This window comes from Bdellovibrio sp. CKG001 (genome assembly GCF_055397465.1).
The window spans coordinates 3,425,665-3,450,645 of sequence record NZ_AP029173.1 but is presented as its reverse complement, the minus strand read 5'-3'; the positions used below and the strand labels follow the sequence as shown (position 1 = coordinate 3,450,645).

Here is a 24,981-nt window from a genome sequence, read left to right as displayed (position 1 = left end):
GAAAGAATACTTGGAGGTTTCTCATGTTGCCAATGCTTCAAAAGCATACCTTGATCACGGCGGCCTTGTTGGCGTCGTTGTCCCTTACTGCTTGCGGTAAGAAAAAAGACGTTTTCTCAGAGCCTAATAAACAAGCTAAGCCAACGGACTCGAGCCAGACTGACAATACCAACGGTGAAATCGGTGGTGGTCTGCCTGCTCCGGGCAGTAACGGTAAGGACACGACTCAGCCGTCTCCGATTCCAAACAAAGGTCAAGGTCAGGGGAAAAATCCAACAACTCCTCCTCCGCCACCTCCAACGCCAATCAATCCACAAGCCCCTGTGAATCCGACGACGCCTCCTGCAGTGGTGGACACTCGTCCAGCACCAGCTCCGGGCACGCATGTGATTCCGGGCGATTACAGATATAATGATCCGTCCAACGTGACTCGTGATAATTTGACGAAACGTATGACCGGTGGTGTGACCGCTGATGGCCTGGTTTACACGTCTTCCGGCACGGATGAGCTTTTGAATTTCCTTAGAGCTCGTAACGAAAAAGTCAGCTATGAAACTCGTCGCTTGAACTTGGAAGCGGCAGCCTCTGTTCAACATGCGAAGCTTTCCGTGGACAGCATGTCTGGCGATGTGATCATCACTTTGAAAGTCCGAGAAGGCAACGATATCAAAGTTTATAACGTCGCGGGTTCTCAAGGCGAAGGCACGGCTTCTCCGGTGAGATCTGTTGGTGCTGGTAACGGCGAAAGAACAACAGGCACACGCGCTTTGGAAGGCACTGTGAAGTGTCTGGATCTGGATGGCGGTTGTGAAAACGTGTTTGCACGTTTGAAGATCGGTTCCAGTCCTTCTTCTGCGATCATCAACGTGGTGTTCAGAAGCTCTTCTGCTGACTTGTATTTCAATTTGCCAGAGCAGTTCTCTGACAATCCAGAGTATCTGATCTTGCGTGATTATGTGAAAAACACGATTCGAAAAGAAAACACCGTGGATAGAATCAAGTCCGTGGGCTTGTATTCTTTCGAAGTTGTGAATGGTCGTTCTGGCTTCACGGTTGTGACTAAAGGTGCGAACAACGAACTTCTGGCATTTGCGGGTCCTTTGCTGGCTCCTGAAGCGGGGACGGGTGTGAATATTCCGCTGACTCGTATTGCGAAAGATCAGGAAGACTCTTTGGATCTGGTTTCCTTGGGCAACTCTAAGCTGACTTATGCAAACTGGATCGGTGAGGCTCGTTTGGTCGCCAACAACGGTTTGGGTCAGATCCGCATTGCTTTGAAAATGAGAAAGCGTGCGTCTTATGCTCAAGATCAGTTCGCTGTGACCTTCATGCGTAAGATCAAACCTCTGGTTGAGATCAACGACGAAAACTTGAAATAGCCCTAAAAGACCCTTCGTTGGGTATGTTTCTTATGCCGGCCACTGATTTCCTCCAAGATCAGTGGCCTTTTTTCGTTCTTTCGGGGTCATTTTGTCTCTTTAATAGTTGGTACGCTGGTTGCTTTAACGGGAAGTGGGGGAACTTCTTAACCACTTGGGGGACATAATGACTCTAAAACGCAGCCTTTTACTTTCATTTGCAGCAATCACTCTGTTTGCAGCCGCAGCAGAGGCTTATATTGTACCAGGGGCACCTCGCCCAGAGACTCCATACCCAACTCCTGATGTCGGCCCTGGTTTCCCAGGTGATTTTGGCCCTGGCGGTGACTTCGGTCCCGGCTATCCTGGTCAGGATGATTTCGGCAATGGCGGCGGCTATGGTCGTCAGGAGCGCAAGGTTGTTTATCTTAACCGTCGCGTGAATAACGAAACTTTGCACCTTCGCCAGTTGGCAGGGATTGGTGAAAACTATCGCGGTTATGAAGTGGAATCCGTCGAAGCTCAATTCCGCAGCAGCGGTTACAACACCGAAGTGGCTTTGCTGACAGACGGTCGTATGAATGAGTCTGTTTATTCCCCGCAAGGCGCCGTGTTGCTTCGCCCGCGTTATCGCGCGGTTTTGGGTGAAGACATCCGCACATTGCAGTTGGAGATTCGTGGCAATGCACAGATCGAATCTGTGACTGTGAATTTGCGTGAGCGTTCTTACCAGCCTCCAACGAATCCAGGTCGCACGATCGATGTTCCGTTGTATGTGAACCGTCGTTTGTATGGCAATGATCGTTTGGATCTGGGCATGTACTTGGATATGAACCGCTACCGTGGTTATAGAATCCAGGCCATCGAAATCGAAGCCAATGCAGTTTACAACATGGCTTTGATGGATCTTTTGATCAATGGTTTCAATCAAGGTCAAACACTGCAAGTGGATCGCTACAGTCATCGTCAGTCTGTTTACCCACAAAATGCTGTGATCGGTCAGACAGCTTCTAGCATCGTTCTTTACACTCGCGGAGACTTGGATGTGCGCGCGGTGACTTTGAAGCTGACTCGTCGCTAGTATTTTTGCTTTCAAAACTTGATCGACTTAGAAAGGCCCTCGGTTTCGAGGGTCTTTTTTTATGCTTTGCGATAACGTAACGATCTTCGCGCACAAATCCGCTTGTTTTGGGGATTCAAATCAGGTGAACTAGTTTGGTGCAAAGGAGAACCGTTTCTATGCAAAACCATCAGCCAGAGTTTAGCAAAGGCAAAGAAATTTCAAAGGGTTCGCTCGTTCCGCCCGTATTATCTGATTATATGAACTATCGCCAGTTCTTGGGCGATTTTTATCTGTATAAACGTAAAGCCTCCAAGGGTTCTTTGCGTGCTTATACGTATGCCGTTTTCTCTGCAGCAGCCAATATCAAGTCCCCGAACTATTTGAAAATGATCATCGAAGGGAAAAGAAATCTTTCCGACGATATGATCGGCAAATTCGGTAAGGCGCTGGGTTTCATGAAGGAACAAACGGAAGAATTCCGTCTTTTGGTTCAATTCACTCAAGCCATGGACCCTGCGGAACGCAACATGTACCTCAAGAAATTGAGCGAACACCGTGTGGCTGGGAAGCTGAAGTCTGGCGAAATCGATCGCAAGACCTGGGAAAAGGTTCCGAACTGGGTGGCTTGGATTATCTATGCGATGATCGACCAGGAAGGTGTTTCCTTCGACACGGCGACCTTGAAGAACCTTCTGCGTGGCAAGGCTTCCGAAGATGAAATCGATCATGCTCTGTCCACTCTGATCAGCTCAGGCGATCTGCGCCGTGATGAAGTGACAGGAGAGCTTAAAAAAGCTCGCAGTCTGACTGAATCCCCGGAAGAAATCCCGGTGGCGTTGGTTCGTAAACTTCAGTCCCAGTTGATGTACTTGGGGCTTGAGTCCTTGTACCAGGATCAGCCGACCGAGCGTGAATTCGGCACGTTGACCTTGTCTTTGACCAAGACAGAGTTTGAAGAAATCAAATTCAAGCTTCGTCAGATGAGAAAAGCCCTGCACAAGGACAACTCCATTGCGCGCATGAAGGACAAAGGGGAAAGAGTCTATCAGCTTAATATCCAGTTGTTCCCAGTGACCAACGCGGTGGAATCAGTGGTGAAAGCTCCGGTGATGAAGTCCTCTTTGGATATCGTGACCGAGATGCCGATTGTCGAAGCCCCGGCTGCGGTGGTGGTTGAACAAGCCCCCGTGGTTCCAGTGGCGGCGGCTCCGGTAGCCCCAGCGCCAGTGACCAAAGAACAGAAGAATGAACGCTCAAATGTGAGCTCTCTTGCCGCTACGGCCGCGTCCGCTGCCGACCTTTTCCGTTAATTTTGCACAATCCAGGGGCTGTCACCGAACATGACGGCCCCTCGGATAAATTTAAGATTCTTAAATTTTGGTGTCAGTTTTGCCCCATTTTTCAGGCAGCAATGTGGATAACTCTGTGGAATAGACCCATAAATGGTGGATATCTCAATCATTTGGCGTAAATTGTCCCCTGCTAACGTTAGGATCTCGTTAGGATGACACCACCCAAGCAAGACAAAAGTCCTGCGTCACGAAAAATTTAATCGTTGAAAACGGGGGTCCAAATGGGAAGGATAAACGATTTTCATTTTCCCGCAAAATGCGAGACAATGAGAAAGATATGTTTTCACACTATGGGGGCGTACTGGCTTCGACGTGGGTGCTGAAGCATAAGGAGCATACCGGGGCGGATGAGGACCTCGTTAAAAACGTCCATTTTGTAATTGGCAACGATTACGCACTTGCAGCTTAATTAAGCAGCACGATCAACCTTGTGGTGGTTCCGCACTTGGATTGATCGTCATTTAGGGACCTCGGCGTGTTGGGTTTTCTCCAGCAGACATGCTTAAATTTACTGGGGGAGAGGTCTTAGGGATTTTGTCTGTGGAAGCCCGAGGACCAATCTAAAACACTGACTAAGTATGTAGCGCCTTATCGTGGATCATTTGCGGACGGGGGTTCAATTCCCCCCGCCTCCACCATTTTACCTCCCCCTGATTGGCAGGGGTGAAGGTAAGACCAATATATTAATAAGAAATATAGAGATAGCTTGGGGATTTTCGATTCAACGTAGTGTGAATTGCTTCACAGGGGTTCACGACTTCTGTAGTCGATGGTAGTTTTACCGTAGTTTGCAAATAGGTCTTTAGGAGACAGCCTTCTTTAAATTTTCAAGAATGTATTGTTCAGGACTTAAGGAAGTATTTTCTTGGTCCCTAAATTCACGCACAATGCGATTTAGTGCGAATCTATTCATAAACCCCTTGTCACAAAGTTCGACAAAATCATTCTTAGAAATTCCTGTCATTACCTCAAAAAATTGAGGTGACTTGGTTTGTATGACATCGTCGATGTTGTATTCACGTTCATAAGTCATATAGATAAAGTCAGCCATACAGATGGCCAATCTCTTAATTTGTGTGGCGTACCACTTCTTTCTGGTTTGCCTTTCCTCGTCTTTGTCTTTTTCAGCGAAATCCTCGATGATTTTTTCCTTTTCATCTCGAGTAAGATTCGGGTCACCTTTTACTTGCTCTAAATCACTGGCGTCTCGTCCGATCTGAACGAAATCCTCAATGGATGCTGAAAACTCACCACTACGGTAGCCCTTAACTTTTTCTAGGATTGCTAAAAGGTGTGGGTGTTCCTCCAATAGCTTCAATTTTCCAAAATTTACTAAAACATTGGATGTAATTCTGCGGGCAAGGGCAATACGAGATCCCTCATGATTGAGGACCTCAAAAATATCCTTGGCTGTTGTGGGTGTGCTGGTCAGACTGCCTTCATAAAACCGCTTAATATCCAAGGTGCCGCATAAACCCTCGGTTACGATTTCTAGGTTGTCCTTACTAACATCCGTCCGTTGCTCATAGCTTTCCTGCTGGTCAATCTGGTCGGCGATATTGCTCGCACAATCATAGGTCACTTGTAAACAACGGGTGATCGCAAAATCGAAAACCCAGGCTTTAGGTTTTAGCGATGATTTTGTTTTCTCGTTCACCCAGGCAGATTGCACACGGAAGATTGCTTGGTAATAGGTTTCGGCGGATTTAATATCGTTTAAAATTAAGATACTGTCCCACTCCTTGATAGTAACCCCGGTTAAAAATCGGCCACATGTAAAGGTAATGGTTCCTAATTTATTGGGGTTCTCATTGGCTTCAGTGATGGCCTTTTGTACTGATGATTTTTCTTTGGCCACAATGCGGTCATCTTCATCTTTCTTACTATCGCTTCCCGAAGCATTTATCAGAATGAAATTAGAAAAGTATGGATGCGATTGAAGTTTTTCAATGAGGGCAGAAATTGAATCGACTCTATTCATCCACCAAACCGTATGACGTTTTGGTGGGCATCCTAGTTGAGAACCAAGACTTCCATAAACACTAATGGAGCGGGCATCGTGGCCTGATTTTGTTAAACCCGAAATAAAATGGTCAACAGCTTCCTGATAAACGAATTGATTCTCTTCATTGGTTTCAAAAAGTCTATTTAGTGAAAAATCGATGTCGTCAGTTTTGAAAGTTTCCCGTTGCTCTGCAATGTCCTCGTCAGTGATTTCAATGGCCGAGATATTGAGATCGGGCATCAAGCGATAAACTTTCTCCTCTAGTTCTTGTGGATCTGCGTCAATTTCATCTCCTTTATTTTTTTGTTCATCGAGATAGCTATAGGTGTAAACCTGTTGAGATGAAAAATCATCCTGCTCAATCAAGCGGAATGGTGTGCCTGATAAGTCTAGGCGGTAATTAAAATTAATTTTCTCCAAAATGCTTTTTGCCCGCTCGGTTCTACTGCCGTAGTGAACCTCATCAAAAATTACTAAGTCCCAAGCAATTTCTGGGATTTTATGTAAGCGTTCTTTCGTGTTTCCATCTTCATCGATCCACAGGTCTTGTAAAGAAACACATAAAACTATCGGGCCACTTGTCCGTGGGAAATCGCCACTATCATTCAGTGCTGGATCAGCTGGACGGTCTGATTTTGGCTTTGCCCTAATGCCTGTCCATCCGTCAAAGTCAACCTGTTCATTTACCGTATCAATCCATTCGCCGATAACATCGGGTTTGTAAGTTACGATTAATGTATTGCGAGCGTTGATTTTTTTAGCCAAGTGAATACTGGTAAAGCATTTACCAAATCGCATCTTGGCATTGATAAGAAAACGATTGGAATGGGTGGCTGCGCCGATGACTTCTAAAGGATAGTCTTTTTTAAACCATTTGCTCGCTTTTTCTATAGCTCCTGCTTGTTCTTTACGGAGCTTGTAATGTTCTGTGCGGGAACTTCCATTTACAATTTCATTGTAGGCACGACGGACATCTTTGAATGGGTCGTTTTTGTTTATGACCTGGAACCATTCCTGTCCGGGAACATTTTCAATTTTTTTACAGCCATTTTTTATAAGTTGGGCATGAATATGATGGTCACGAACTCCATAGGGAAGCATCCCGATCATTTGATAATCGGGATTTTCAGGATTTGATGTTCCAAATTGGTTCCAAATCCGTTCTTCACCAACTTTTGTATGGCCTACTTTTATCCAACCATTCTTCTTATATTCTTCGGTGGTGTAGGCATATAGTTTGAGTTGTTCTAACATGACCACTCTTTTACCTTTGCCCTAATATGGTTTTGCTCATCTTTTGTTAGTTTGAATAATATGAATAGATCGGTGTCCGTCCAAATTCTTTTAGTGTCTACATATGGAACCCATTCCCAACGATCTCTTGGTAAATGTTGCGTGATTTTTCTGAGGCCCAAAAAGTAGCGAGCGAAATCGGTCTTTAAGTATGCGATCAAGTTTTCTGCTTCTTGTTTGGAGTTAAAGGCATCAATTACACTATATGTTTCAGTAGATACTGTACCTTTTGGCAAAAGAAAAATTTGGTTGACAGGAATTGTGGATCTGCGGTTTCCTTTCGATCCGCCTGCTACGGCTGGAACTGAAACTTTATAAAGATCAATTTTGTCGGCATTTTTTTCAATGGTTTTCCTGTCCACATAGTTGATTGATTTATTTCTACTCAAGCAAGGAATGGCATTTTTGTCAGTTTGCTTTAGTGGTTTTACTTTTGAGAAGTGGTCAGTTGCAAGACCAAATGGCTTCCTTGACCAAGCAACCGAAGAAATAAAATCGCCTTTCCATTGAGACAAAATTTTGCGAACAAGCGCATAGCCTTTTGGGTCATCTGCGATTATATCGAATTCATTCAGGTGCAAGGAAACTTGGTGCTTGCCATCAGTAAATGTCGTTTGACCATTGAATGCTTTATCAAAATGAAGAAAGCAAACGCCGCCGTTGATATCCACGGTAGGAAATACATCACTAGAATTTTTGAAATAGCGAAGATTTTTTACTTGTCCTGAATTTCGGATTAAGTCTCTAAAATCATCCAAACCTTTACCACCGCCAAACCATCTTGCGGGAATTACTAACAAGAACTCACTTATCTTAGCTGTGCTGATAAGCTTTTCAGTGAAAAGGCCATATATTGATTTGGCACTTTTTCCGAATCCGCCGTCTGACTCTTGATATGGAGGATTTCCTATAGAGACTATTCGCTTATTTTTCGACGTGCTTTTGATATATTCGATCATGGATTTGAACTCCCTTTCAAATTTCTCTTTATCTAGTTTTCCGTCTTCTTCGGACACATAATGTCCATCACGGATGATGTGGTTAAAGTCTTCGTTGTGCGAATTTTCGTTACCTAAAAAAGTGCGTATGCTCAGGCGATGGTGTCGCTCGTCCGGCGCAAGGCCAAAGTATCTGTTTGACTTGTAAACCTCTTTCCTCACCATCTCCAAATCTAAAAGTTCGCGTTTACCTTTTGATTTAGCCCAGCAACTATGAAAAGCACATGCAAGAAGTAGCTCTCCTGCTTTACAGAATGGATCAAAGAAAACCACATTTTCATCAGCGAATAGTTCCTCACCTAGTAGGGCCATCATTTCAAGGGCCTTTTCCATTCTTAAAATAGGTTGATCTCGGCCAATCACATTACCGAGAACATCAACGACATGGGCTGTGGGTTTGATCGCTAAGGCACTCATTAAATTAAGCCTCTACTAAAAGTGATCTGCTTGCCTTGCGAGCGGTGTCATGTGGTTTAGTGATTTCAACTACTGCTTTGGCAAATCCATAGTCTTCAAAGCCTCTTAGTTTTCCTGAAAGGACGGCATCAATAAAACGAACTGATCGTTCATATTCTAAGGGAATTGTTTTGGAGGCTTCACAGGACTCATAAAAATTTACCCACGATAAATCAAAGTTCATCGGTTGGTGGCCATTTTGTGAAAACCACTTGCCCCCTGATTTTGTGAGTTGGGCGTGTGTCTTAGCATTTTCCGAGTTGCTTAATGCGGACAAGGTTTCATTTTCATCGATGTGCCATTTGATCGCCGACAAAACGTGGGCGAAGAAGTTACGTTTTTTTGAAAATAGAATTGCATCGTTTTCGACTTTTAACTTTCTTTTTAAGAAATCCAAAGTCGCCAACAATACGCGGGAACGGCAATTATCTACATTTTTAGGATCGATATCAATTGCCCACAAAGTATTAAGGGCATTGGCGACTGCATATAAAGGGGCCTCAGATCTACCGCACAAGCCTTGAGCTATTGCTTTTTTATAAATCCCATCAAGTCGTCTTTTATAAATTGGGATGACTATATTTCCGTGCCCCGCACAAGGTTCAAAAAATACGGTTTCCTCATCAGACCAGAGTCCACGTTTGTCTTTCGCTAACAAATTTAGCATGTCTTCAACATATGTTTCGGGGGTGAATACCTCACCGAGGTCTTTAATTCGGTCGCGACTTCTATGAGATAAGTTTTCTAAGAAAAACAGATTTTTCATGGGGCCCTCTTATAAACAAACACTATTAATTTGTGGATATATATCGGTTTGTTTATTAAATAGAAGAGACTAGATATTTGGGTATTTAGCTATCTATTGTCCAGTATGTTTGGTTCAGACGAAGGTCGAAAAACTATCTTAAAAATATTTTCGACGGCTCTATCTATATGAAATTATTTAGTTCGGAATATAACTGGCCCGAAACTGGCCTGCAACCGGTCAGGCTTTTTCCACATAAACAGCCTTTCCCAAATGGACGTTTTTTATTGTTCCATCGATAAGCCCAAAGCCAAGCAGCATCAGCTGCGGCAGCAAGTCTCATAACAACGGAGGTTTTAAGATGAGATTAAGCAGAGAGGGTTTACGTCAACTGCGTCGCGCTTTGGGGGTTAGTCTCTAATTTCTGAAGAGCAGCGTGGATATTAAATGAATGTTCTACCAACAGTGTTAGAATTTAATTTAAAGGCAGACCTGAAGAAGCTAGTGATGGCGCGGCGCCTACGCAAGAAATTTTAGAAAAGAATCTGTTTTATTAATTTTAGAGATCAGGAATCAAAATGAATCGTGAAGAACTATTAAAGTCAATTTCAGAAGATCTGCATATTTTTGAAAGTAAGGTCCTTTCAAGCAACGATCTCTTTATGCTCGATAGAGCCAAGCTTGCGGAGGACTTTTATGCTTGCCTCTTTACGCTAATATATGGACGAGATTTTCTGAATACAAATTACTTAAGGGCAAATTTTCCGGCAATTGATTTGGCTTCCCAGAACCTAAAGACCTCCGTACAGGTCACTTCAAGCCTTGATAAGACCAAGTATAAAGAAACTGTCGAGATGTTCTTTAAGCATAAATTAAATGAAAAGTATCAAAATCTACATCTTTTAAGTATAGGAGATCCGCACTATGAGAATGAGGAGATTCTTCACGATGTAAAAATCAAAACTTTGAAGAGAAAAGACTTAATTGCAGAACTTGCTCAATTGAGAATTGAAGTTCTAGTTTTAATTCGCCAATTTCTTGATGCTGAACTTTATACTAAAATAGATTTTACCCCTGATTTCAGAAAGAGAAGGCTTCCCATTTTTTTACCTCAATCTTTGGATCTGCGTTGCAAGGAAGATAGTTCCAAAATAGCTAGCCTATTTAAATCTCATCCACTAGTTAATCTTTTGGATTCAGGCTTCGCTTCTATGACAAGATCCTTGCTGCAAGAAATTTCGGAAAATTCATTTAGGCATGGTTTAGCAAAATCAGTTGAAATTCAAGTTGGTGTAAATAGCATTATATTTATGGATGATGGACAGGAATTTAATCCAAAGAAAGTGAAGTATATTGATAGTAAAGATGGCAGGAACTTCGGTAGGAAGATTTATCTAAGCTATTTTAAGCGAAAGATGAGAAATGCAGCTACATTGAAATATAGGTACGATGATAAAATGTCTAAGAATGTGGTGTCAATTTCTTTTGCTCAATGGATATGTGATATATCACCCATAGAAAATTGTGTAATTTGGGAGAGCGAGATTGGCACAAAAGAGTTAGTTTCGGACTGTGAAGTCGTATTTCTTACTTATGACACCGAGAAGAGCGTAAGTCACAATTCGACCAAACTTGAAAAATTGCGGAATTTGGCGTCATCACATCAGGGATATGGAATTGCGATCGAAGAGACAGAGAAGGAGATCGCTGACGAGCTTAAACAGGAATTTCCAGATCTTAAAATTAAATTTATCAAAGAAAATAGATCATAAGAACAACGTGATGGAAGAAACTTAATTGTCCTCCGTTCCTCCAATAGCGTAGGGAAAGCAGATCTCTTTCAATCTTGGGCCTCTATCCCTTGAGTAATTTCAAGTAGATAGACTTCAGATTGGCCCTGGAGGAAGTTTCGATAACTCGCGACTCGCCTCCACCATTTTCAAACGGGGAGAAATCAGAAATGCAAAGTGAAATTAATGACTTAAATAAATTTGATTCGCGGAAGCACTTGTTCTGTTGTCATGCTAAATCACGTTAAGTCACGGGGTTTGCAGGGAATTGTAGTTTATGGCCGTAGCTATTGGGGTGGAGGACTACGTAAAGATTTTTATTTTCTTAAGAAATGTATCCAAGCCACACCCATCAATCAGTGCATTTGGAAATAGACGTCTATATGCATCCTCATCGGCCTTACCGTAAGTTGAAATATAGAGATCTTCTTTAAGATTTCGAAGCATATTGAACACCAATTCATCGTCCACACGAGAAGTATTCGGATTTATGCCAATGACGATTGTGAATGAAGACTCCTTTGCGATCATCAGGGCGTCAGATCTAACAGCTTCAAGGGATGAGAGATTGTAGTCTGCCTCCTTTCCTTCTGTGAAATTTGCAATTACCGGCGAAAGTGTCCCTTCTGTTGCTTTGTGGATGATATCTTTTGAGTCAATACCTCCACAAAATTGAATTGGATTTTCGACAATCAAATCACCATTTTTGGCTGTTCTAAAAGAACTTGGTTGGCCATTATGGTCAGGCTCTTTACCGTATGAAATTCTAATGTCAGCTTTACAGAAAAAATTTATTGAACCATGAGGCTTATAGATTTTTACGCCCTCTTTTTCTGCCTGCCCAAGTACTCTAGGAAATTGAGGGTAATGGAATTCAACTCCGCATCTTTTTAGGGCCTGTTCAAAAAGTATATCGTAGTTTAAAGTCACGACTGACCAACTGAGTGGTGATTCTACTCTCATCATTTTTACTAGAGTGTCGTAGTCATCTTGCCGTTCATTAAAACCAAAATCGAATTTATCATCTGACAAATCAGAAAACAGTATCTGAAGAACTCTATGTAAAGACTCTCGACTTGTTCTATCAAGAGTTGCGATAAATTTCTCAAAATTTTGTTCTTTGTTAGTCTTGAGAAGGTCCTCAACAACATTCGAATGTTGCCCTAAGTAAAAAAGGGCGCTTGAATATCGTGATTTCAAATAGAAAATTTTTTCCTTTATGAACGATAGAAGATCTTTCCCTAGAGGCGGCCTTTCGGCATGTGACATTCTTGCACCAAATGAGGCGCCGGCACCAATAATGAGAAGTTTTTGGTGAGATTTATCAATGCCCATCTTACGACTCCCGACGTTTAGGTTTCATTTGTGATGAAGTTAAATAAGTTTGATCTTAAAAATTGTACTTTGCTAAGGATGGATTGTGTTCTTTCTTTATTGGCTGCTATTCGCCAAGCTCTTCTTTTAAAGTTTTGCCAGTTTCCTTATTTCTCCATGCTGTTAGTCCATTTGTAGCTCTAGCTTTAACCAAGGCGCCGCAGACAGATGGAGAAGTGAATTCTAAGTCACGTTGCAACACACCCAGCTCATCATTGATTCTTTTAACATCGGCGGAGTCGACCAGCTCCTTCCATTTTTGGTAATAAGAACCATGATTATTTTGAAAGCTATCTTTCGCTTTTAAGCAGATGTGCGATCCAGATTTTAAAATATAAGTATCATCTATCTTTTCCATGAGCGCACAGACATCATGATTGGCCAAGGTATTTGTTGTGTAAAAAAAGCCATTTGACTCTTTAACTTGTTTATTTCCGTTAGTTTGGAAATATCCGAGATTGAGTGCTTCTAAAATATAAAGAATATTGTCTTTGAAAATATCTAGATCAGCTCGATCTTCTTCAGATAAGTTAGCGCCACTGGCGGGCGCACTGTTTTTTACCTCGATTTGAGGAGATTTAGATGCCACTTCCCAGTAGTACTTTTCCAAGAACCTCACGTGGGCTTTATTCAAATTTTCGTTGGCTTGAAATACGATGAAATGAGTCCACCATTCTTTATCTGAATCTATAATATGCTGTTTTATCCTATTATGGAAATTATCGGTTTCGCCAATGTACATCTTTACGATTCCATCTTCTGGATCTGAAAATAGGAAGTAAAGACCAGTGCCACTTAATTCCTCTCTTTGTTCAATTTGTTTTTTATGGGTCCTTGTCCCAAGGAAAGCAAAACCAGACCAATTAAAAAGAGTGATTTTTTTTAAAGACCTAGGTGATTCGCCTGTAACAAAAATTTTCAACGATTTACTAGCCATAAAGGATCCTATTGACGTTTTTCGAGTTTATCCGACAGAGACTTTTTTTGTCTCATAGCCACTAAAGAGACCCATGAGGGTTGTGTATGCCATATCATCAATTCTAGTTCCTGAAATGATGCTGCCGGAAGATTTACCATCGAAGATGCCATGGAGTCGAATCGTTCCGTCGGTCTGAACAAGGCCATCTACCAATAAGTGGAATGTTGTTCCTGCGCCAAATCCGAAAACGAGTAGTTTTAGACACTGTTGCATTTCCCCTGATAAAGCTAACGCTGCAGGATCTCGCTGGAGATGTAAATCAGAGCGTTCCAGTAATCGCAATATTGCAGTAGCGACCGCCTTAACGGTTAAGAAAGGAAGAGCACTATGAGACAAAAAGCTTCGGTGTGCTCCGGCTCCCCAAAGAGCAAAGTCATAATCAGGTAGCTCATGTCCGTAATAGAAACTAACTCCGAGGAGTGAAGAATATAGGGTTAATTTGAAGAGGTAAGCTCCCTTTTCCTCTTCTGTTTCCAAAGATTGGTAATTTAAAACAATTTGATCCGAAAAACTAATTAGGGATGATTGAATCTGCTTTATTGTTTTTGGAGTTTCTTCGAGGGTCTTAAGAGTGTTTTCTTTAGCATTTGCAGATGTTTGTTTAATGTCTTCCTTCATGTAGGAAAGAGCTGATTTAATGCCATTATCTTCACTTTGTTTTTTTACGTTTGCGAAATAAGTTGTTAATTTATTTCCGAAAGCTTTGGCCCCATTCCCAAGATCTTTTGCTGCGTTCCACTTAGGTTTTAAATCCTTCGTCAGAATATCGGAGAGCAAAAGTTTGGGTTCATTTTTTAAGACATGGCAAGAGGCGCGACCAATCGTTTGAAGAGCCGTGGGGCCAGGTAGTTTACCAAGAAGTGATTGAAGCGTTAAAATTTGGTCTTTTGCAATTTTGGCGTTTTGATCATTGCTCATAAAGCAATATTCGGAAAAAACAAAAAATACTTTACCAGATAAGGTCTAGGAAAAGCTGGGACCGATGATACTGAGATTAATGTCTATTTTACTAGATGTTTGTATTTCACTCTCAAGGTCTTGCACCAAAAATAGGCAGAGTGTCCTCGATTGCCGTAGCTTGAAATTTGAATCTCATTTGCCGCCTGCAAGTACATCCAAATCAGTTTTAGGGCTGGACCTGGTGGGTTCCTCTTGCCTGTTTCCCAAAGCGCTACCGTAGCTGGGGACACCCGAAGCTCCTCTGCAAAGTCTCTTTGGGACAATTTCAAATGACCTCTAATGTGCTTTAGGATCTTTTTTATCTGTGCACCGGCCGCGCTTTTTGTTCAAAGCATTTTTGAGATCCTATCGACTGTAGGAGATTTTTCAGTGCCCTTTCATATTTAGTAATAGAAAGATTGAAAATAGAGGTTATATGCCTCAAGTTGCTATCTTAAAAAAAGGAACTCCTATGGAACTCCCATTCTCTGCCGCCGCTGATCGTAACAAAGAGCCCATTTTGGAAGTTCTTAAGAAAGTCCTTCGTCCCGAAGATCGCAACTTGCTTGAAGTTGGTGCGGGCACGGGCCAACACGCGGTTTATTTGGCACCCTTTTTCCCTAAGATGGAATGGACCCCCACCGAAGTGGCCGACAATTTGCCGATGCTTCGAGAGCGTATCAAGCAAAGCGGGATTCCGAACATCAAAACCCCGTTCCGTATGGTCGTCGGAGAAGACGACTTTCCAATTCGCACTTTCGACGTGATTCTGACGATCAATACCTTCCATATTATGTCTTGGAAAGAGTGTAAGACCTTTATCAAACTGATTGCGGGCCGCTTGGAAGAAGGCGGGAAGGTACTGATCTACGGGCCGTTCAACTATAACGGCAAGTTCACAACCCCCAGCAATGAAGAGTTTGATAAATCCCTGCGTGAAAAGGACCCACAAAGTGGCATCCGTAACTTCGAAGATGTCCTGGCGGCGATGTTTAAGAATGGCTTTGAGTTTGTAAAAGACTACGAAATGCCAGCGAACAACCGCATGCTGCTGTTCCGCAGGCTTAAATTCGTCAGAAAGAAGTGAATCCTTAAATGGACGGGGTGGTCATTTTCAAAAAATGCCCACAAGCTTCGAGCGCATCTGTTTCTTTCGATCAAACTTTCTGCCGTCGACTACAAAGGTGCCATCACCTACGGCATGCAGGGTGCGCTTTTCTTTTCGTGAGGTGTCAAAGTAAGCGGCCACTCCCTCAAGCACGACGATGTCGTGTTTCTTGATGATATCAACGACTTTACATTCAATGTTGGCAACACATTCTTTGATTAAGGGGGCTTCGACATACTTCCCCTTAACAGGCGTAAATCCAAATTGATCAAACTTGTCAGTGTCCTTGCCGGAACAAGTGCCGACGCCAACCACTTTATCCAGCAGATCCACAGTCGGTATGGCAATGACACACTCGCGATTCTTCGCTAGTGCCTTGTAAGAAAAGTTCCAGGGACCGGTGGTCATGGCAAATTTAGGTGTAAAGTCCACCACCATCGTCCATGAAACAGTCATGATGTTATTGTTGCCGCCGTCACTTGTGGTAATTAAAGTTACCGGGCCGGGCTCGATAAGAGTAAATGCTTTGCGAAGATCCATTTTCTTCATAGCAGAATCAGACGCCCCGCCAACTTGAGCGTCAAGATTTGGACTGGTGTTTTTAAACAAAGCGCAATAGAGTTCTACAGATATATAGCTTCAGATATTCGCCGGGGGATCAATGCCTTACGTTAATGTTCAGATTACAAAGGGCGCGACTAAAGAACAAAAAGCGCAAATCATCGCCGATATCACCCAGTCTCTGGTGAAAGTCCTTGGCAAAAAGCCAGAGCACACCCATATCGTCATTCAGGAAATTGCGGACGAGGATTGGGGGTTTGAAGGGCTGCCCACGGATGAATGGAAGAAAAGACAGAAATAGCCCCTGACGAAACCAAATGCGAAGTTAAGATTGGGCTCAGTCCCGTCACGACTTTGGTGCAGCCAGCCCCTCATGTCCGTTTGCGCAGTTTTCTTGAATGATCCTTCGGGCTTGTATATCATCCAACGAATGGGTTGTGAGGATCTCATTGGACTTGCGTGAAAAGATAAAATCATCAGAGTATTTTAGTTTCTGGAAGCTTCAGAACAAACTTACCCTGGGATCATTAGTTGCCATTTTGTTCTTGTCGGCTCTTTTTGTTATCGGAAGTTTGGCCCTTCCCGAAATCAGCACCATTCAAATAGTTGCCTTTATCGTCATGATCCCAGCTTTGGCTTGCTTTGGGATCGCCACCTGTCACTTATCCAATCTTGAATCCGCGAAAACTCAGAAAGAATACGAAAGACTGCTGGCGCGCCTGGCGGAAACCGAGGATTCACAGATCACCCTGGATCGCTTTTTTTCGATTGCCAGCGATCTGATGGCTGTCGCCGGGAAAGACGGTCATCTTAAGAAAGTCAGCAAGTCCCTTGTGAACACCTTGGGATACAGTGAAGCGGTTTTGTTAAGCACACCTTTCTTTGAATTTATTCATCCAGAAGACAAGGAAGCCACCCGGGAAAACATTAAAACCCTGAATCTGGGCGTCCGCACGGTTGGATTTGAAAACCGCTACCGTGCCGCAGATGGCAGTTACCGAACCTTAAGCTGGAGTGCCGCCGCAGATACGGAGCTTGGAGTCAGGTTCGCTTCTGCCAGGGATGTGACGGAGGAACGGAATTTTAGAAACCGTATCCAGCAGATTCTGGATGCTTCACCGTTTTTGTTAGTGGTGAAAGATAACAATGGCATGATCACAAGCTGCAACACGTCCTTTGCCAGCGCCGTGGGGGTTCGCAGAGACTTGTTGATTGGTCAAAACTCCCGGAATTTTATGGCTCCGGAATCTGTCACTTCAATCCTTGAAAAAGAGCAAGAAGTGCATAGAACTCTGAAATCCATGACTTTCGAGGAAGTTCTTGTGATCCGGGGAGTCGCGGTGAAACACCAGTCCACAATCTTCCCGATCCTGGACCAGCAGGGACTGGTGATCTCATTAGGAAAAGTGTCCCTAAGTGTTATGCCACTCTAAGCCGGTGGCAGAGATCAATAAGCTTAATGAATTTTTTGCTACAATTGAATCTGACAGGAAGCACTAATCATCTCGTAGCACATAGACAGGTGCTCGGGCAGAAGCCTGGATGTAACCATCTCCCATTTGTGAATAAACGTTTCCGCCCCAGCACTTCAAATTTCCTGAAGTGGTGACGGCACAGCTGTGCCCTTTTTGTACAGAGGCGTTCACGAAGCGTTCGGAAGGCATTAATTCGGTCGGGTTGGTCTGATAGCTTGAAAAGGTAGATCCAGCATCCAAGACACCTTTGCCGATATCATGATAGTAGCTGTAGCCCCAACAGATAAGTTTTTGGCTTGTGCTTATTGCGCAGAAGTTGTTCGTTCCGCCATAGATCTTTGCAAAAGTCTCGGTGCTGTTGATAAGAGTGGGAACGGTGCTGGCCGTTGTTGTTCCATTGCCGTGTTCATACTGGCTGTTTTGTCCCCAGCATTCGATGCGTTTATCAGATTTGCGAATGGCACAGGCATTTTGTATGGCAATCGCAACTTGATCATATTGTGTACTCCAGCCCGGTACGGTCGGAATCGACTTATCCGCAGTATCAGCCCCCAGCCCCAGGGCTCCCGAGTTTCCACCCCAGCAACGAATTGTATCATCGGTCTTCACACCACAGGTAGAGGCGAATGAAGCCGTCAGAAACTTAAACTTATCGGTGCCACTGACTTTTGTGGGAATTAGCCTTTCTGTGAAGTCCCCTGTACCGAGTTGACCCCAAACGTTCAATCCCCAGCAATACACATCTTGATTCGTCGAAAGAGCGCAGACACTGCGTCGGTGAGCAACAATCGTCGTGAATTTTTCACTGGTAAGGGCGGCTGTCGGAATCAGGCGCAGGTCTTTGGTGCCATCGCCTATCTGACCTTCTAAGTTACGCCCCCAGCAGTAGGCGGTCCCGTCAAAAGAAAGTCCACAATGGAAAGACTCTCCACTGGTAAGTTCTTTGAACTTCCAAGGGGAAACTATCGGGAAGAAGGTCGGGCGCCAATGTTGGGAGCCAGTTCCAATACGGCCGCGGTCATTCGGACCCGTGCAAAGAGCGTTGTCATTGTTGTCAATTGCGCAGGTGGAAAACCCGCCGACAGTGACTTTCTTCAGCGAGGGCAAAAGAATATTCGGGGTGATCAATATTTGATCTCCGGATCGCGCTTGTCCGGTTTGCCCGTTGCTGTAATTGCCCGAACACAAAAGTTCCTGCTCGGTACTGACCCCGCACCCGTGACCGATTCCGAAATCGTATTTTACAAATTGATGATCCCCAAGCATCCGTGTGGGTGTTGAGTGATAAACCCCACTCCCAGTACCAAGATCCGCAAAACCATTGTCCCCCATGCAATACAATGCGTGGTCGTTCATATTGCGTGCGCAAAGATGATTTCGTCCGGCGAAAACTTTGTCATAAAAGGTGCCTGCATGAATTTTAGTTGCCGACGTACTTTGTAAGTTGGCGTCAGTGGCATCTGAAGGATTTTCGTGGAAGTAAAGACCCCAGCAGTAAAGTTCATTGTCGATGGAAATTGCACAGCTAAAATCAGCTCCGCTGGCGATCTCTTTGAAGCTGGTGCCCGGTAGTACATAGTTCGGGGTGCTTTGTGCTGTGGTGTTCCCGGTCCCAAGCTGACCGTAGTTATTCGCACCCCAGCAAAGAATTTTATTGTTGGAATCTATTCCACAGGCATGTTTGTCGCCCACTTTGATTTTTTTAAACTGGATCGTGGCATCATAGAGTGTTGGGGCACCCAGGGATGCGGTTGCGGTTTGAGAGGCAATATTGTTGGTATTGTTACCCCAGCAATAAAGAAGATTTGTCCCTTGTTCGATGGCGCAGTTCGTTTGAGTGCCAGCGTCGATCTCGGTGAACTGAAGTCCACCTTGAACCAGTGTGGGAGTCTGGCAGTCATTGGGGTTAGCACCTGTTCCACAGGCGGGATTATTGGTCACTCCAAAACACATGGCCTGGCCATCGGTTCTGATTGCACAACTATGATCATAGCCGCCAGCGATATCGATAAAGCGTAGGTTAGAATCCACCTCGCGTGGGCTGTTGGCATCGCTAGAAGTTCCCAGGAAGTCCTTGGTGCTGGCCCCGAAGCAGTAAAGTCGGTTGTTGGTATCGAGGGCACAAGTGTGATTAAGAGAAGCTTCGACATCCACATAGCGCCGCTGTTCAGCTCTGTTGGAAAGAATATATCGAGCCGATCCGACCCGACCGACCGAGATGTTTTTCAAGCTGCTTCCGGTGACATTGAAAAGAAGCTGATGGTCCTTTTCAAGAGGACCAAACTGGGGATGTCCTTCAGAAACTAAGGGAACAGTGACGTTATGAACGGTTTGATTGGCCGGGAAAAGAATTTCCAAAGGGGGAATGATTTTATTGTGGGCTGTTATGTCTGATCCGTAGAAGTTGAATGACACGGGCACGTCATACGGTTTCGCAGTGTCGATTTTTAAAGTGATCGTGATCTGGCTGGTTGTTTTCGACAACTTTTGATCAAAATTCATTAGCTCTATGATGGCTGGGGAGGTGTCTCGCACAAACACTTTTGATACAGCTTTCGACCCATCGATCAGATTGTCCTGAACTGGGGCTACACATAGCTGATAGCTTTGATCTGTGGTATGGCTGAGGGTGCTTGTTGAAGAGACCTCGACGGCGCTGGAATATGCTGAAAGATCAGAGCAGTCCAGTGGCAATGGTCCGAATTGGAAAGCATAGTGAGTGTACTGAGAGCTTGTTACTTGCAAGATGGATGAGCTATCTATGGTAGCTTGCGCGGGAACTCCTGAGACAACGAACGAGGGTTCGGTTGTGCCATCATTAATCTGTGATCCAATTTGAGCCACAATGGAAGCATCCAAAGAGCAGCCCAGGTTGCCCAGTACCAAATAAAATAAAGAGGCCCAGAGGACGACGGTTCTGAAAAGTTCCACAAGAAACTCTTCGGGAGAGCGAATCTTGATCTAAAGTAAAATGTGTTTTAACCTAAAAAATGTGTTTCGCTGTTGCGAGCCTCAAGAGGAGGTCTTTCCTGTATTGCAGGGCGGCCATAATTTAGACCGCCCGATCGGACTACTTCGCTGCCGGACGCTGGAAACCCAGCTTTTTCTTCGGCTTTTTGAACGGATTAATTTTAGCAGGTGCCTTTGTCGCGGCCGGTTTTTTTACAGCAACCGCTTTGGCTTTAGCGCGAGGGTGGGAATTGTATTTTGAAGAATCAATGTCCCTTTTCCCGCCACGGCCTTCCAGTTTGTTGATCAGAAGCTCGTCACGTTCAGTGACAAGATTGATGACGGTCCCTTTGCGTCCCGCACGCGCGGTACGGCCGGCACGGTGAAGATAATTTTCCATTTGTCTAGGCAGGTGGAAGTTGATGACCCGGTCGACATTCTGAATATCCAAGCCACGGCCTGCCAGATCAGTAGCCACCAGAAGTTTGATCTTGCCGTCGGCGAACTTTTTAAGATTCGCCCTGCGATCATTCTTTTCCATTTCGCCGCGATAGACAGCCACTTCGTGCCCCTTTGCTTCGAGATCTTTTGCAAGTTTGTCGCATTGTTCGCGTGTGTTGGTGAAAAGAATGGTTCCGCCGTCGACTTTTTGGGCTAAAAGTTTATCCAGGTGGGCCCAGCGATCACCATCTTTCACGATCAGGTTTTTGGTGGTCAGGCTTTTGACGACCTTGCCACTGCCAGAACTGCGAATGACTTCGGCGTCAGCAAAAAGATCATTGATCAGATCCTGCACGGAGGGGGAAATCGTGGCCGAGAAAAGCGCCAACTGGACATCCTTCGGGCAAGAGTAATAAACCTTGTTGGAATCCGCCAAAAAGCCCTGATCCATCATCTGATCGGCTTCGTCAAAGACCAGCATACGCACGTCTTTAAGATCAATCTTATCCATGTCCATCAACTGCGCCAGACGCCCAGGGGTCGCCAGAAGAATTTCAAACATGCCAGAAGTGTTTCTTCGGGCTTGTTCCATGGCCATGCCACCCAGTGCGGGACGCACTCTTAAACGAGTGTCGTGGGTCAGAGTTTTAAATACCTTTGAAACCTGCTCACCCAATTCGCGTGTTGGCACCATGACGATGGCGCGTGGAGAAGATTCGGCTGTGACAGGCTGGTCGCTGTCCTCTAGTGATTTCAGTAGATGCAGCATAGGAAGAGCGTAAGCCAGTGTTTTACCGCTTCCTGTCTCAGAAACACCGACAACGGACTGGCCGCTCATAAGCAGTGGCAGGGTGTTGCTCTGGATCTCCGTGGGTTTGGTGATGTGTTTTGCAGTCAGGGTTTTGATCAGGGAAGGTAAAAGGCCGAAATTTGCGAAGTTATTCATGGGGCCGACCCTAACACGGATGGCCCCGGGATTCGATCAGGAAAAAGGCCTCAAGGGCCTTCTTGGAAAATTTATCGGGCTTATTGCTCGGCACAGAGCAGGTGCTGGCTCTGATTGCAGGCACTCACGCCGCTGGAAATCGCTGTGCCCGAGCTTAAAGAGGTGCCTGTTCCGACACGTCCATTGCCGTCAGCCTGCTGATAGGTCCAATTAATACAGTTATCAGTCGTGTACGGGATCCAGCCAGTGGTTAAGCCCGTCCAAGTGTCGGTGGTGGGCAGGTGCTCTTCCAGCTCTCCGCTGAAAACGCCGTGTTCGTTGGTTTTACCATAGTGATAAGTTTTATCTTCATTCACGTAGATCGTATTTGGTAAAAGCACCCAGTTGACGGCTTCAGACATGCCGGTGGCACTGTCGCAGTCATGGCTTGAACAAGGCCCACGAAGGATCGCCGGGGTCGGGCTGAAGTCACCCGGATCCCGGGCGCCGATCACGGCTTTATAAGTCCCGCTCAGCCCTTTGGCTGTCGCGTCTGTCGCGCAGGCAGAATCAAAACCCGAAAGTCCCGCATTGCCCTGACGGGTCGTCACAGACCGGAAAAGAATCTTCTGCGTTCCTGCGGGTGGGGCTTGGCGGGTCTGTACACAGTAAACGGGGTGCTTGGCCGAACACGCCAGCAAATTGGCGTCGTGATCATAGTACAGAGGTCCACCTTGGTATTGGGTCCAACCCAGATCCACAAGCTCCTCTTTGATAGAGGACTTGCCGTAAGAACCCATGGTGGCGCTGGTATTGTCAAAGTCGGAGGTGGTCCAATTGGAACAAGTCATGTCCGAGGCAGTCCAGTCATTCTTGAATCCTGTCCAAACATATTTGGTGGCCGCCGTGATGGTGTTTGTCAGGGGAGTGTCTGGGAAGTCGAATTTGACTCCTTCAGCGGGAACATCGACCGCGGTGCCGATGACGGTGGTCAGATCTTCGCGGCGATACTCTTTGTTTTTGCGCAGAATCCAGTCTGATCCCAAGGGGCGACGGTTCGTTGTGAAGATCAGGGCTTTGAAAACACCCGGAAGCCCTTTGGCCACTCGTTCGGTTTCGCAAAGGGCGTCGAAGGAGGCCAATCCAGAACCGGTACCCGAGGAGGCTCCTGAGCCATTCACCTCTGTGGTGGTCACAAAAATAATGCGGAAGTTTTCTTGGGTGGTGATGGGAGTGACACCACCATTATCACCTCCACCGCCCCCTGTGTCGCCGTCCCCCGTGCTGGGAAGTTCTTCTTCGGGCTCTTTCTTGGCTTCACAGGCTGTCAGGGAGCCGACAGTGGTCGTTGTCATAATGAATGCGAGAAAAATATATAGAAATTTGTTCATTTTTTGATGCTCGCAAAATCTTGTGATGAACTGAAGGGGTTTGCTGAATGTTGAATCGTTCCGGTAGTACGTCGGGTCGTGCGACTTGGACCTATGTCCTGGGAGCTGTCCGTCTTGTCATCCCCGGTGACCTATGAGCAAATTATCATCAGATCGAGAGGACAGATGGCAAAGCTTTTTGAAAAATGGAACTTGGGCAGTCTTGAACTTGAAAACCGCATCGTGATTGCACCCATGTGCCAGTACAGCGCACAGGACGGGCAGGCCTCGTCGTGGCATCTTATGCACTTAGGATCTCTTGCTCATTCCGGCGCAGGTTTGTTGATCCTTGAAGCCACGGCGGTGACTCCCGAGGGACGTATTTCGTGGGGGGACCTGGGGCTTTACGATGATTATTGTGAAGCTGCTTTGGAAAATGTGATCACAGAAGTGCGTCGCTACACCTCTATGCCATTGGCGATTCAACTGGCGCACGCGGGCAGAAAGGCTTCGACGGAAAAGCCTTGGCTTGGAGGCAAGCAGATTGCTCCTTCGCAAGATCACGGCTGGCAGACAGTGGCTCCGTCAGCTTTAGCGTTCCATGAAGGGGATCATCCTCCCGTGGAACTGACTCTTGGGGATATCGCCCTTATTAAAAAAGCCTTTGTCGAATCTGCCCAGCGAGCGTCCCGCATGGGTTTTCAGGGAATCGAGATTCATGCGGCTCATGGATATTTGCTCCATCAGTTCCTCTCTCCACTTTCAAACAAACGCCAGGATCAATATGGCGGAAGTTTAGAAAATCGCATGCGCTTCCCGTTAGAGGTGTTTGCTGCCGTTCGCGAAGCGGTTGATGACGATGTCGCTGTATGGGTGCGCATCTCTGCCACGGACTGGGTTGAAGGGGGATGGACCTTGCAAGAGGGCATCGAGTTCAGCCGACGTCTAAAAGAGCTGGGCTGCCCGGCCATTCATGTTAGTTCCGGTGGACTTGATCCAAAACAGAATATCTCTTTGGGAGCTGGTTATCAGGTGCAGTTTGCGGAGAAAATCAAACACGAGGCGCAAATTGAAACCATTGCCGTGGGTCTGATCACAGAGCCCGAACAGGCCGAGGAGATTCTGCAGGCAGGCAAGGCGGACGCGATCGCACTTGCCCGGGCTGTGCTGTATGATCCCCACTGGCCCTGGCATGCGGCTGCAAAATTAAATGCTTCTGTGAAGTGCCCGCCGCAGTATTTACGCTCACAACCAAGAGGGTTTACGAACCTTCTTCAATCTGATATCACGGAGTCAAGATGAGTGCAGACCACAGCTATCAAAAAGAAAATGAATTTGCCATCGACTCAGAAGCAGATCTGATTAAGTCATTTCGTCCCCGTGATCAGAAAAAGCTGATTTTCCCTGAACGGCTTCGATTTCCTTTTCGCGTTCGTTCTTACATGACCTGGAAGGATCCATCCGGAGTTTATACCTATCTGGTTTTTAAATTGCCGAACTGGGATTTGCCTAGAGGCGTTGCCTTTAAAAGAACGGCCAGCAGTGGAGAACCCACCGGGGGACTTTGCAGTTGGTGCCATGCCTATGGTTCGACCGAGGAAATTGGTTTGTTGTCGGTCGCAATCAGTTCAAAAGTCAGCACTTCTTATTTCGTCTGTCAGGATCTGAGCTGCATTGATAAGATCGAAGAGAATGCGATGCTTGCCGGGAAAGATCCGGACAAAAACATCGCTGAGCTTTATTATCGGATGGAAAAGTTGTTCGAAAGAATCAGCAACTATAAGCCCGAGAGCTAATAAT

The 24,981-nt window shown here is 45.3% G+C and carries 20 protein-coding genes and 1 other RNA gene; 10 read left to right on the top strand and 11 right to left on the bottom strand.

Going from position 1 to position 24,981, the window contains the following annotated elements; all coding sequences use genetic code 11:
- The first annotated feature begins 23 nt into the window (after positions 1–23).
- The 4 genes from ACZ50P_RS16260 to ssrA all read left to right on the top strand — a co-directional run bounded on the left by ACZ50P_RS16260 (position 24) and on the right by ssrA (position 4,411).
- Positions 24–1,379 (top strand): hypothetical protein, encoded by a 1,356-nt coding sequence (locus ACZ50P_RS16260; protein ID WP_464132378.1) that lies wholly within the window; start codon positions 24–26, stop codon positions 1,377–1,379.
- Positions 1,380–1,545: 166 nt separating this feature from the next.
- On the top strand, positions 1,546–2,439 hold the full coding sequence (locus ACZ50P_RS16255) for a hypothetical protein (RefSeq protein WP_464132376.1): 894 nt from the start codon (positions 1,546–1,548) through the stop codon (positions 2,437–2,439).
- A gap of 158 nt (positions 2,440–2,597) precedes the next feature.
- Positions 2,598–3,731, top strand: coding sequence for a TIGR02147 family protein (locus tag ACZ50P_RS16250; RefSeq protein WP_464132374.1), 1,134 nt, complete (start codon positions 2,598–2,600; stop codon positions 3,729–3,731).
- Positions 3,732–4,065: 334 nt separating this feature from the next.
- Positions 4,066–4,411, top strand: a transfer-messenger RNA (tmRNA) gene (ssrA, locus tag ACZ50P_RS16245).
- Between the two features lie 164 nt (positions 4,412–4,575).
- Here the strand turns inward: ssrA and ACZ50P_RS16240 are convergent.
- Genes ACZ50P_RS16240 through ACZ50P_RS16230 form a run of 3 tightly spaced genes read right to left on the bottom strand, consistent with a single transcriptional unit; the run spans position 4,576 to position 9,291 of the window.
- The gene (locus ACZ50P_RS16240) at positions 4,576–7,032 is read right to left on the bottom strand and encodes a DEAD/DEAH box helicase family protein (protein WP_464132372.1); all 2,457 of its coding nucleotides are present in this window, start codon (positions 7,030–7,032) and stop codon (positions 4,576–4,578) included.
- Positions 7,026–8,486, bottom strand: a complete 1,461-nt coding sequence (locus tag ACZ50P_RS16235) for an Eco57I restriction-modification methylase domain-containing protein (protein WP_464132370.1) — start codon at positions 8,484–8,486, stop codon at positions 7,026–7,028. The genes ACZ50P_RS16240 and ACZ50P_RS16235 overlap by 7 nt, the downstream gene beginning before the upstream one ends.
- Before the next feature lie 4 nt (positions 8,487–8,490).
- Positions 8,491–9,291: a hypothetical protein gene (locus ACZ50P_RS16230; RefSeq protein ID WP_464132368.1), complete on the bottom strand. Its 801-nt coding sequence runs from the start codon at positions 9,289–9,291 to the stop codon at positions 8,491–8,493.
- Positions 9,292–9,848: 557 nt separating this feature from the next.
- Here ACZ50P_RS16230 and ACZ50P_RS16225 point away from each other — a divergent pair.
- Entirely contained in the window at positions 9,849–11,042 is a 1,194-nt protein-coding gene (locus ACZ50P_RS16225) for an SMEK domain-containing protein (RefSeq protein ID WP_464132366.1), read from the top strand.
- A gap of 321 nt (positions 11,043–11,363) precedes the next feature.
- Here the strand turns inward: ACZ50P_RS16225 and ACZ50P_RS16220 are convergent, their stop codons facing one another.
- The 4 genes from ACZ50P_RS16220 to ACZ50P_RS16205 all read right to left on the bottom strand — a co-directional run bounded on the left by ACZ50P_RS16220 (position 11,364) and on the right by ACZ50P_RS16205 (position 14,654).
- Positions 11,364–12,395 (bottom strand): SIR2 family protein, encoded by a 1,032-nt coding sequence (locus ACZ50P_RS16220; RefSeq protein ID WP_464132364.1) that lies wholly within the window; start codon positions 12,393–12,395, stop codon positions 11,364–11,366.
- Positions 12,396–12,501: 106 nt separating this feature from the next.
- Positions 12,502–13,371, bottom strand: coding sequence for a GIY-YIG nuclease family protein (locus tag ACZ50P_RS16215; protein WP_464132362.1), 870 nt, complete (start codon positions 13,369–13,371; stop codon positions 12,502–12,504).
- Positions 13,372–13,398: 27 nt separating this feature from the next.
- The gene (locus ACZ50P_RS16210) at positions 13,399–14,331 is read right to left on the bottom strand and encodes a hypothetical protein (RefSeq protein ID WP_464132360.1); all 933 of its coding nucleotides are present in this window, start codon (positions 14,329–14,331) and stop codon (positions 13,399–13,401) included.
- An 83-nt stretch (positions 14,332–14,414) separates the two neighbouring features.
- On the bottom strand, positions 14,415–14,654 hold the full coding sequence (locus ACZ50P_RS16205; RefSeq protein ID WP_464135224.1) for a helix-turn-helix domain-containing protein: 240 nt from the start codon (positions 14,652–14,654) through the stop codon (positions 14,415–14,417).
- Between the two features lie 170 nt (positions 14,655–14,824).
- Here ACZ50P_RS16205 and ACZ50P_RS16200 point away from each other — a divergent pair, with 170 nt between their 5' ends.
- On the top strand, positions 14,825–15,439 hold the full coding sequence (locus ACZ50P_RS16200; RefSeq protein WP_464132358.1) for a DUF938 domain-containing protein: 615 nt from the start codon (positions 14,825–14,827) through the stop codon (positions 15,437–15,439).
- Positions 15,440–15,466: 27 nt separating this feature from the next.
- Here the strand turns inward: ACZ50P_RS16200 and ACZ50P_RS16195 are convergent, their stop codons facing one another.
- Positions 15,467–16,009 (bottom strand): flavin reductase family protein, encoded by a 543-nt coding sequence (locus tag ACZ50P_RS16195; RefSeq protein WP_464132356.1) that lies wholly within the window; start codon positions 16,007–16,009, stop codon positions 15,467–15,469.
- 112 nt (positions 16,010–16,121) lie between these two features.
- On the opposite strand from ACZ50P_RS16195, the gene ACZ50P_RS16190 reads away from it, so the two are divergent.
- Positions 16,122–16,322, top strand: a complete 201-nt coding sequence (locus ACZ50P_RS16190; protein WP_464118780.1) for a tautomerase family protein — start codon at positions 16,122–16,124, stop codon at positions 16,320–16,322.
- Positions 16,323–16,458: 136 nt separating this feature from the next.
- The gene (locus tag ACZ50P_RS16185) at positions 16,459–17,454 is read left to right on the top strand and encodes a PAS domain-containing protein (RefSeq protein ID WP_464132354.1); all 996 of its coding nucleotides are present in this window, start codon (positions 16,459–16,461) and stop codon (positions 17,452–17,454) included.
- Positions 17,455–17,517: 63 nt separating this feature from the next.
- On the opposite strand, the gene ACZ50P_RS16180 is transcribed toward ACZ50P_RS16185, so the two are convergent.
- From ACZ50P_RS16180 to ACZ50P_RS16170, 3 genes are all read right to left on the bottom strand, one after another.
- Entirely contained in the window at positions 17,518–20,427 is a 2,910-nt protein-coding gene (locus tag ACZ50P_RS16180; protein WP_464132352.1) for an RCC1 domain-containing protein, read from the bottom strand.
- A gap of 139 nt (positions 20,428–20,566) precedes the next feature.
- Positions 20,567–21,832, bottom strand: a complete 1,266-nt coding sequence (locus tag ACZ50P_RS16175) for a DEAD/DEAH box helicase (RefSeq protein WP_464132350.1) — start codon at positions 21,830–21,832, stop codon at positions 20,567–20,569.
- A gap of 80 nt (positions 21,833–21,912) precedes the next feature.
- Positions 21,913–23,166, bottom strand: coding sequence for a DUF1554 domain-containing protein (locus tag ACZ50P_RS16170; protein WP_464132348.1), 1,254 nt, complete (start codon positions 23,164–23,166; stop codon positions 21,913–21,915).
- Positions 23,167–23,367: 201 nt separating this feature from the next.
- On the opposite strand from ACZ50P_RS16170, the gene ACZ50P_RS16165 reads away from it, so the two are divergent.
- Both ACZ50P_RS16165 and ACZ50P_RS16160 read left to right on the top strand, forming a co-directional pair.
- Complete coding sequence (locus ACZ50P_RS16165; protein WP_464132346.1) at positions 23,368–24,483, top strand: NADH:flavin oxidoreductase/NADH oxidase; 1,116 nt, start codon at positions 23,368–23,370, stop codon at positions 24,481–24,483.
- The gene (locus ACZ50P_RS16160; protein WP_464132344.1) at positions 24,480–24,977 is read left to right on the top strand and encodes an FBP domain-containing protein; all 498 of its coding nucleotides are present in this window, start codon (positions 24,480–24,482) and stop codon (positions 24,975–24,977) included. Before ACZ50P_RS16165 ends, ACZ50P_RS16160 begins: the two co-directional genes overlap by 4 nt.
- Positions 24,978–24,981: the final 4 nt, after the last annotated feature.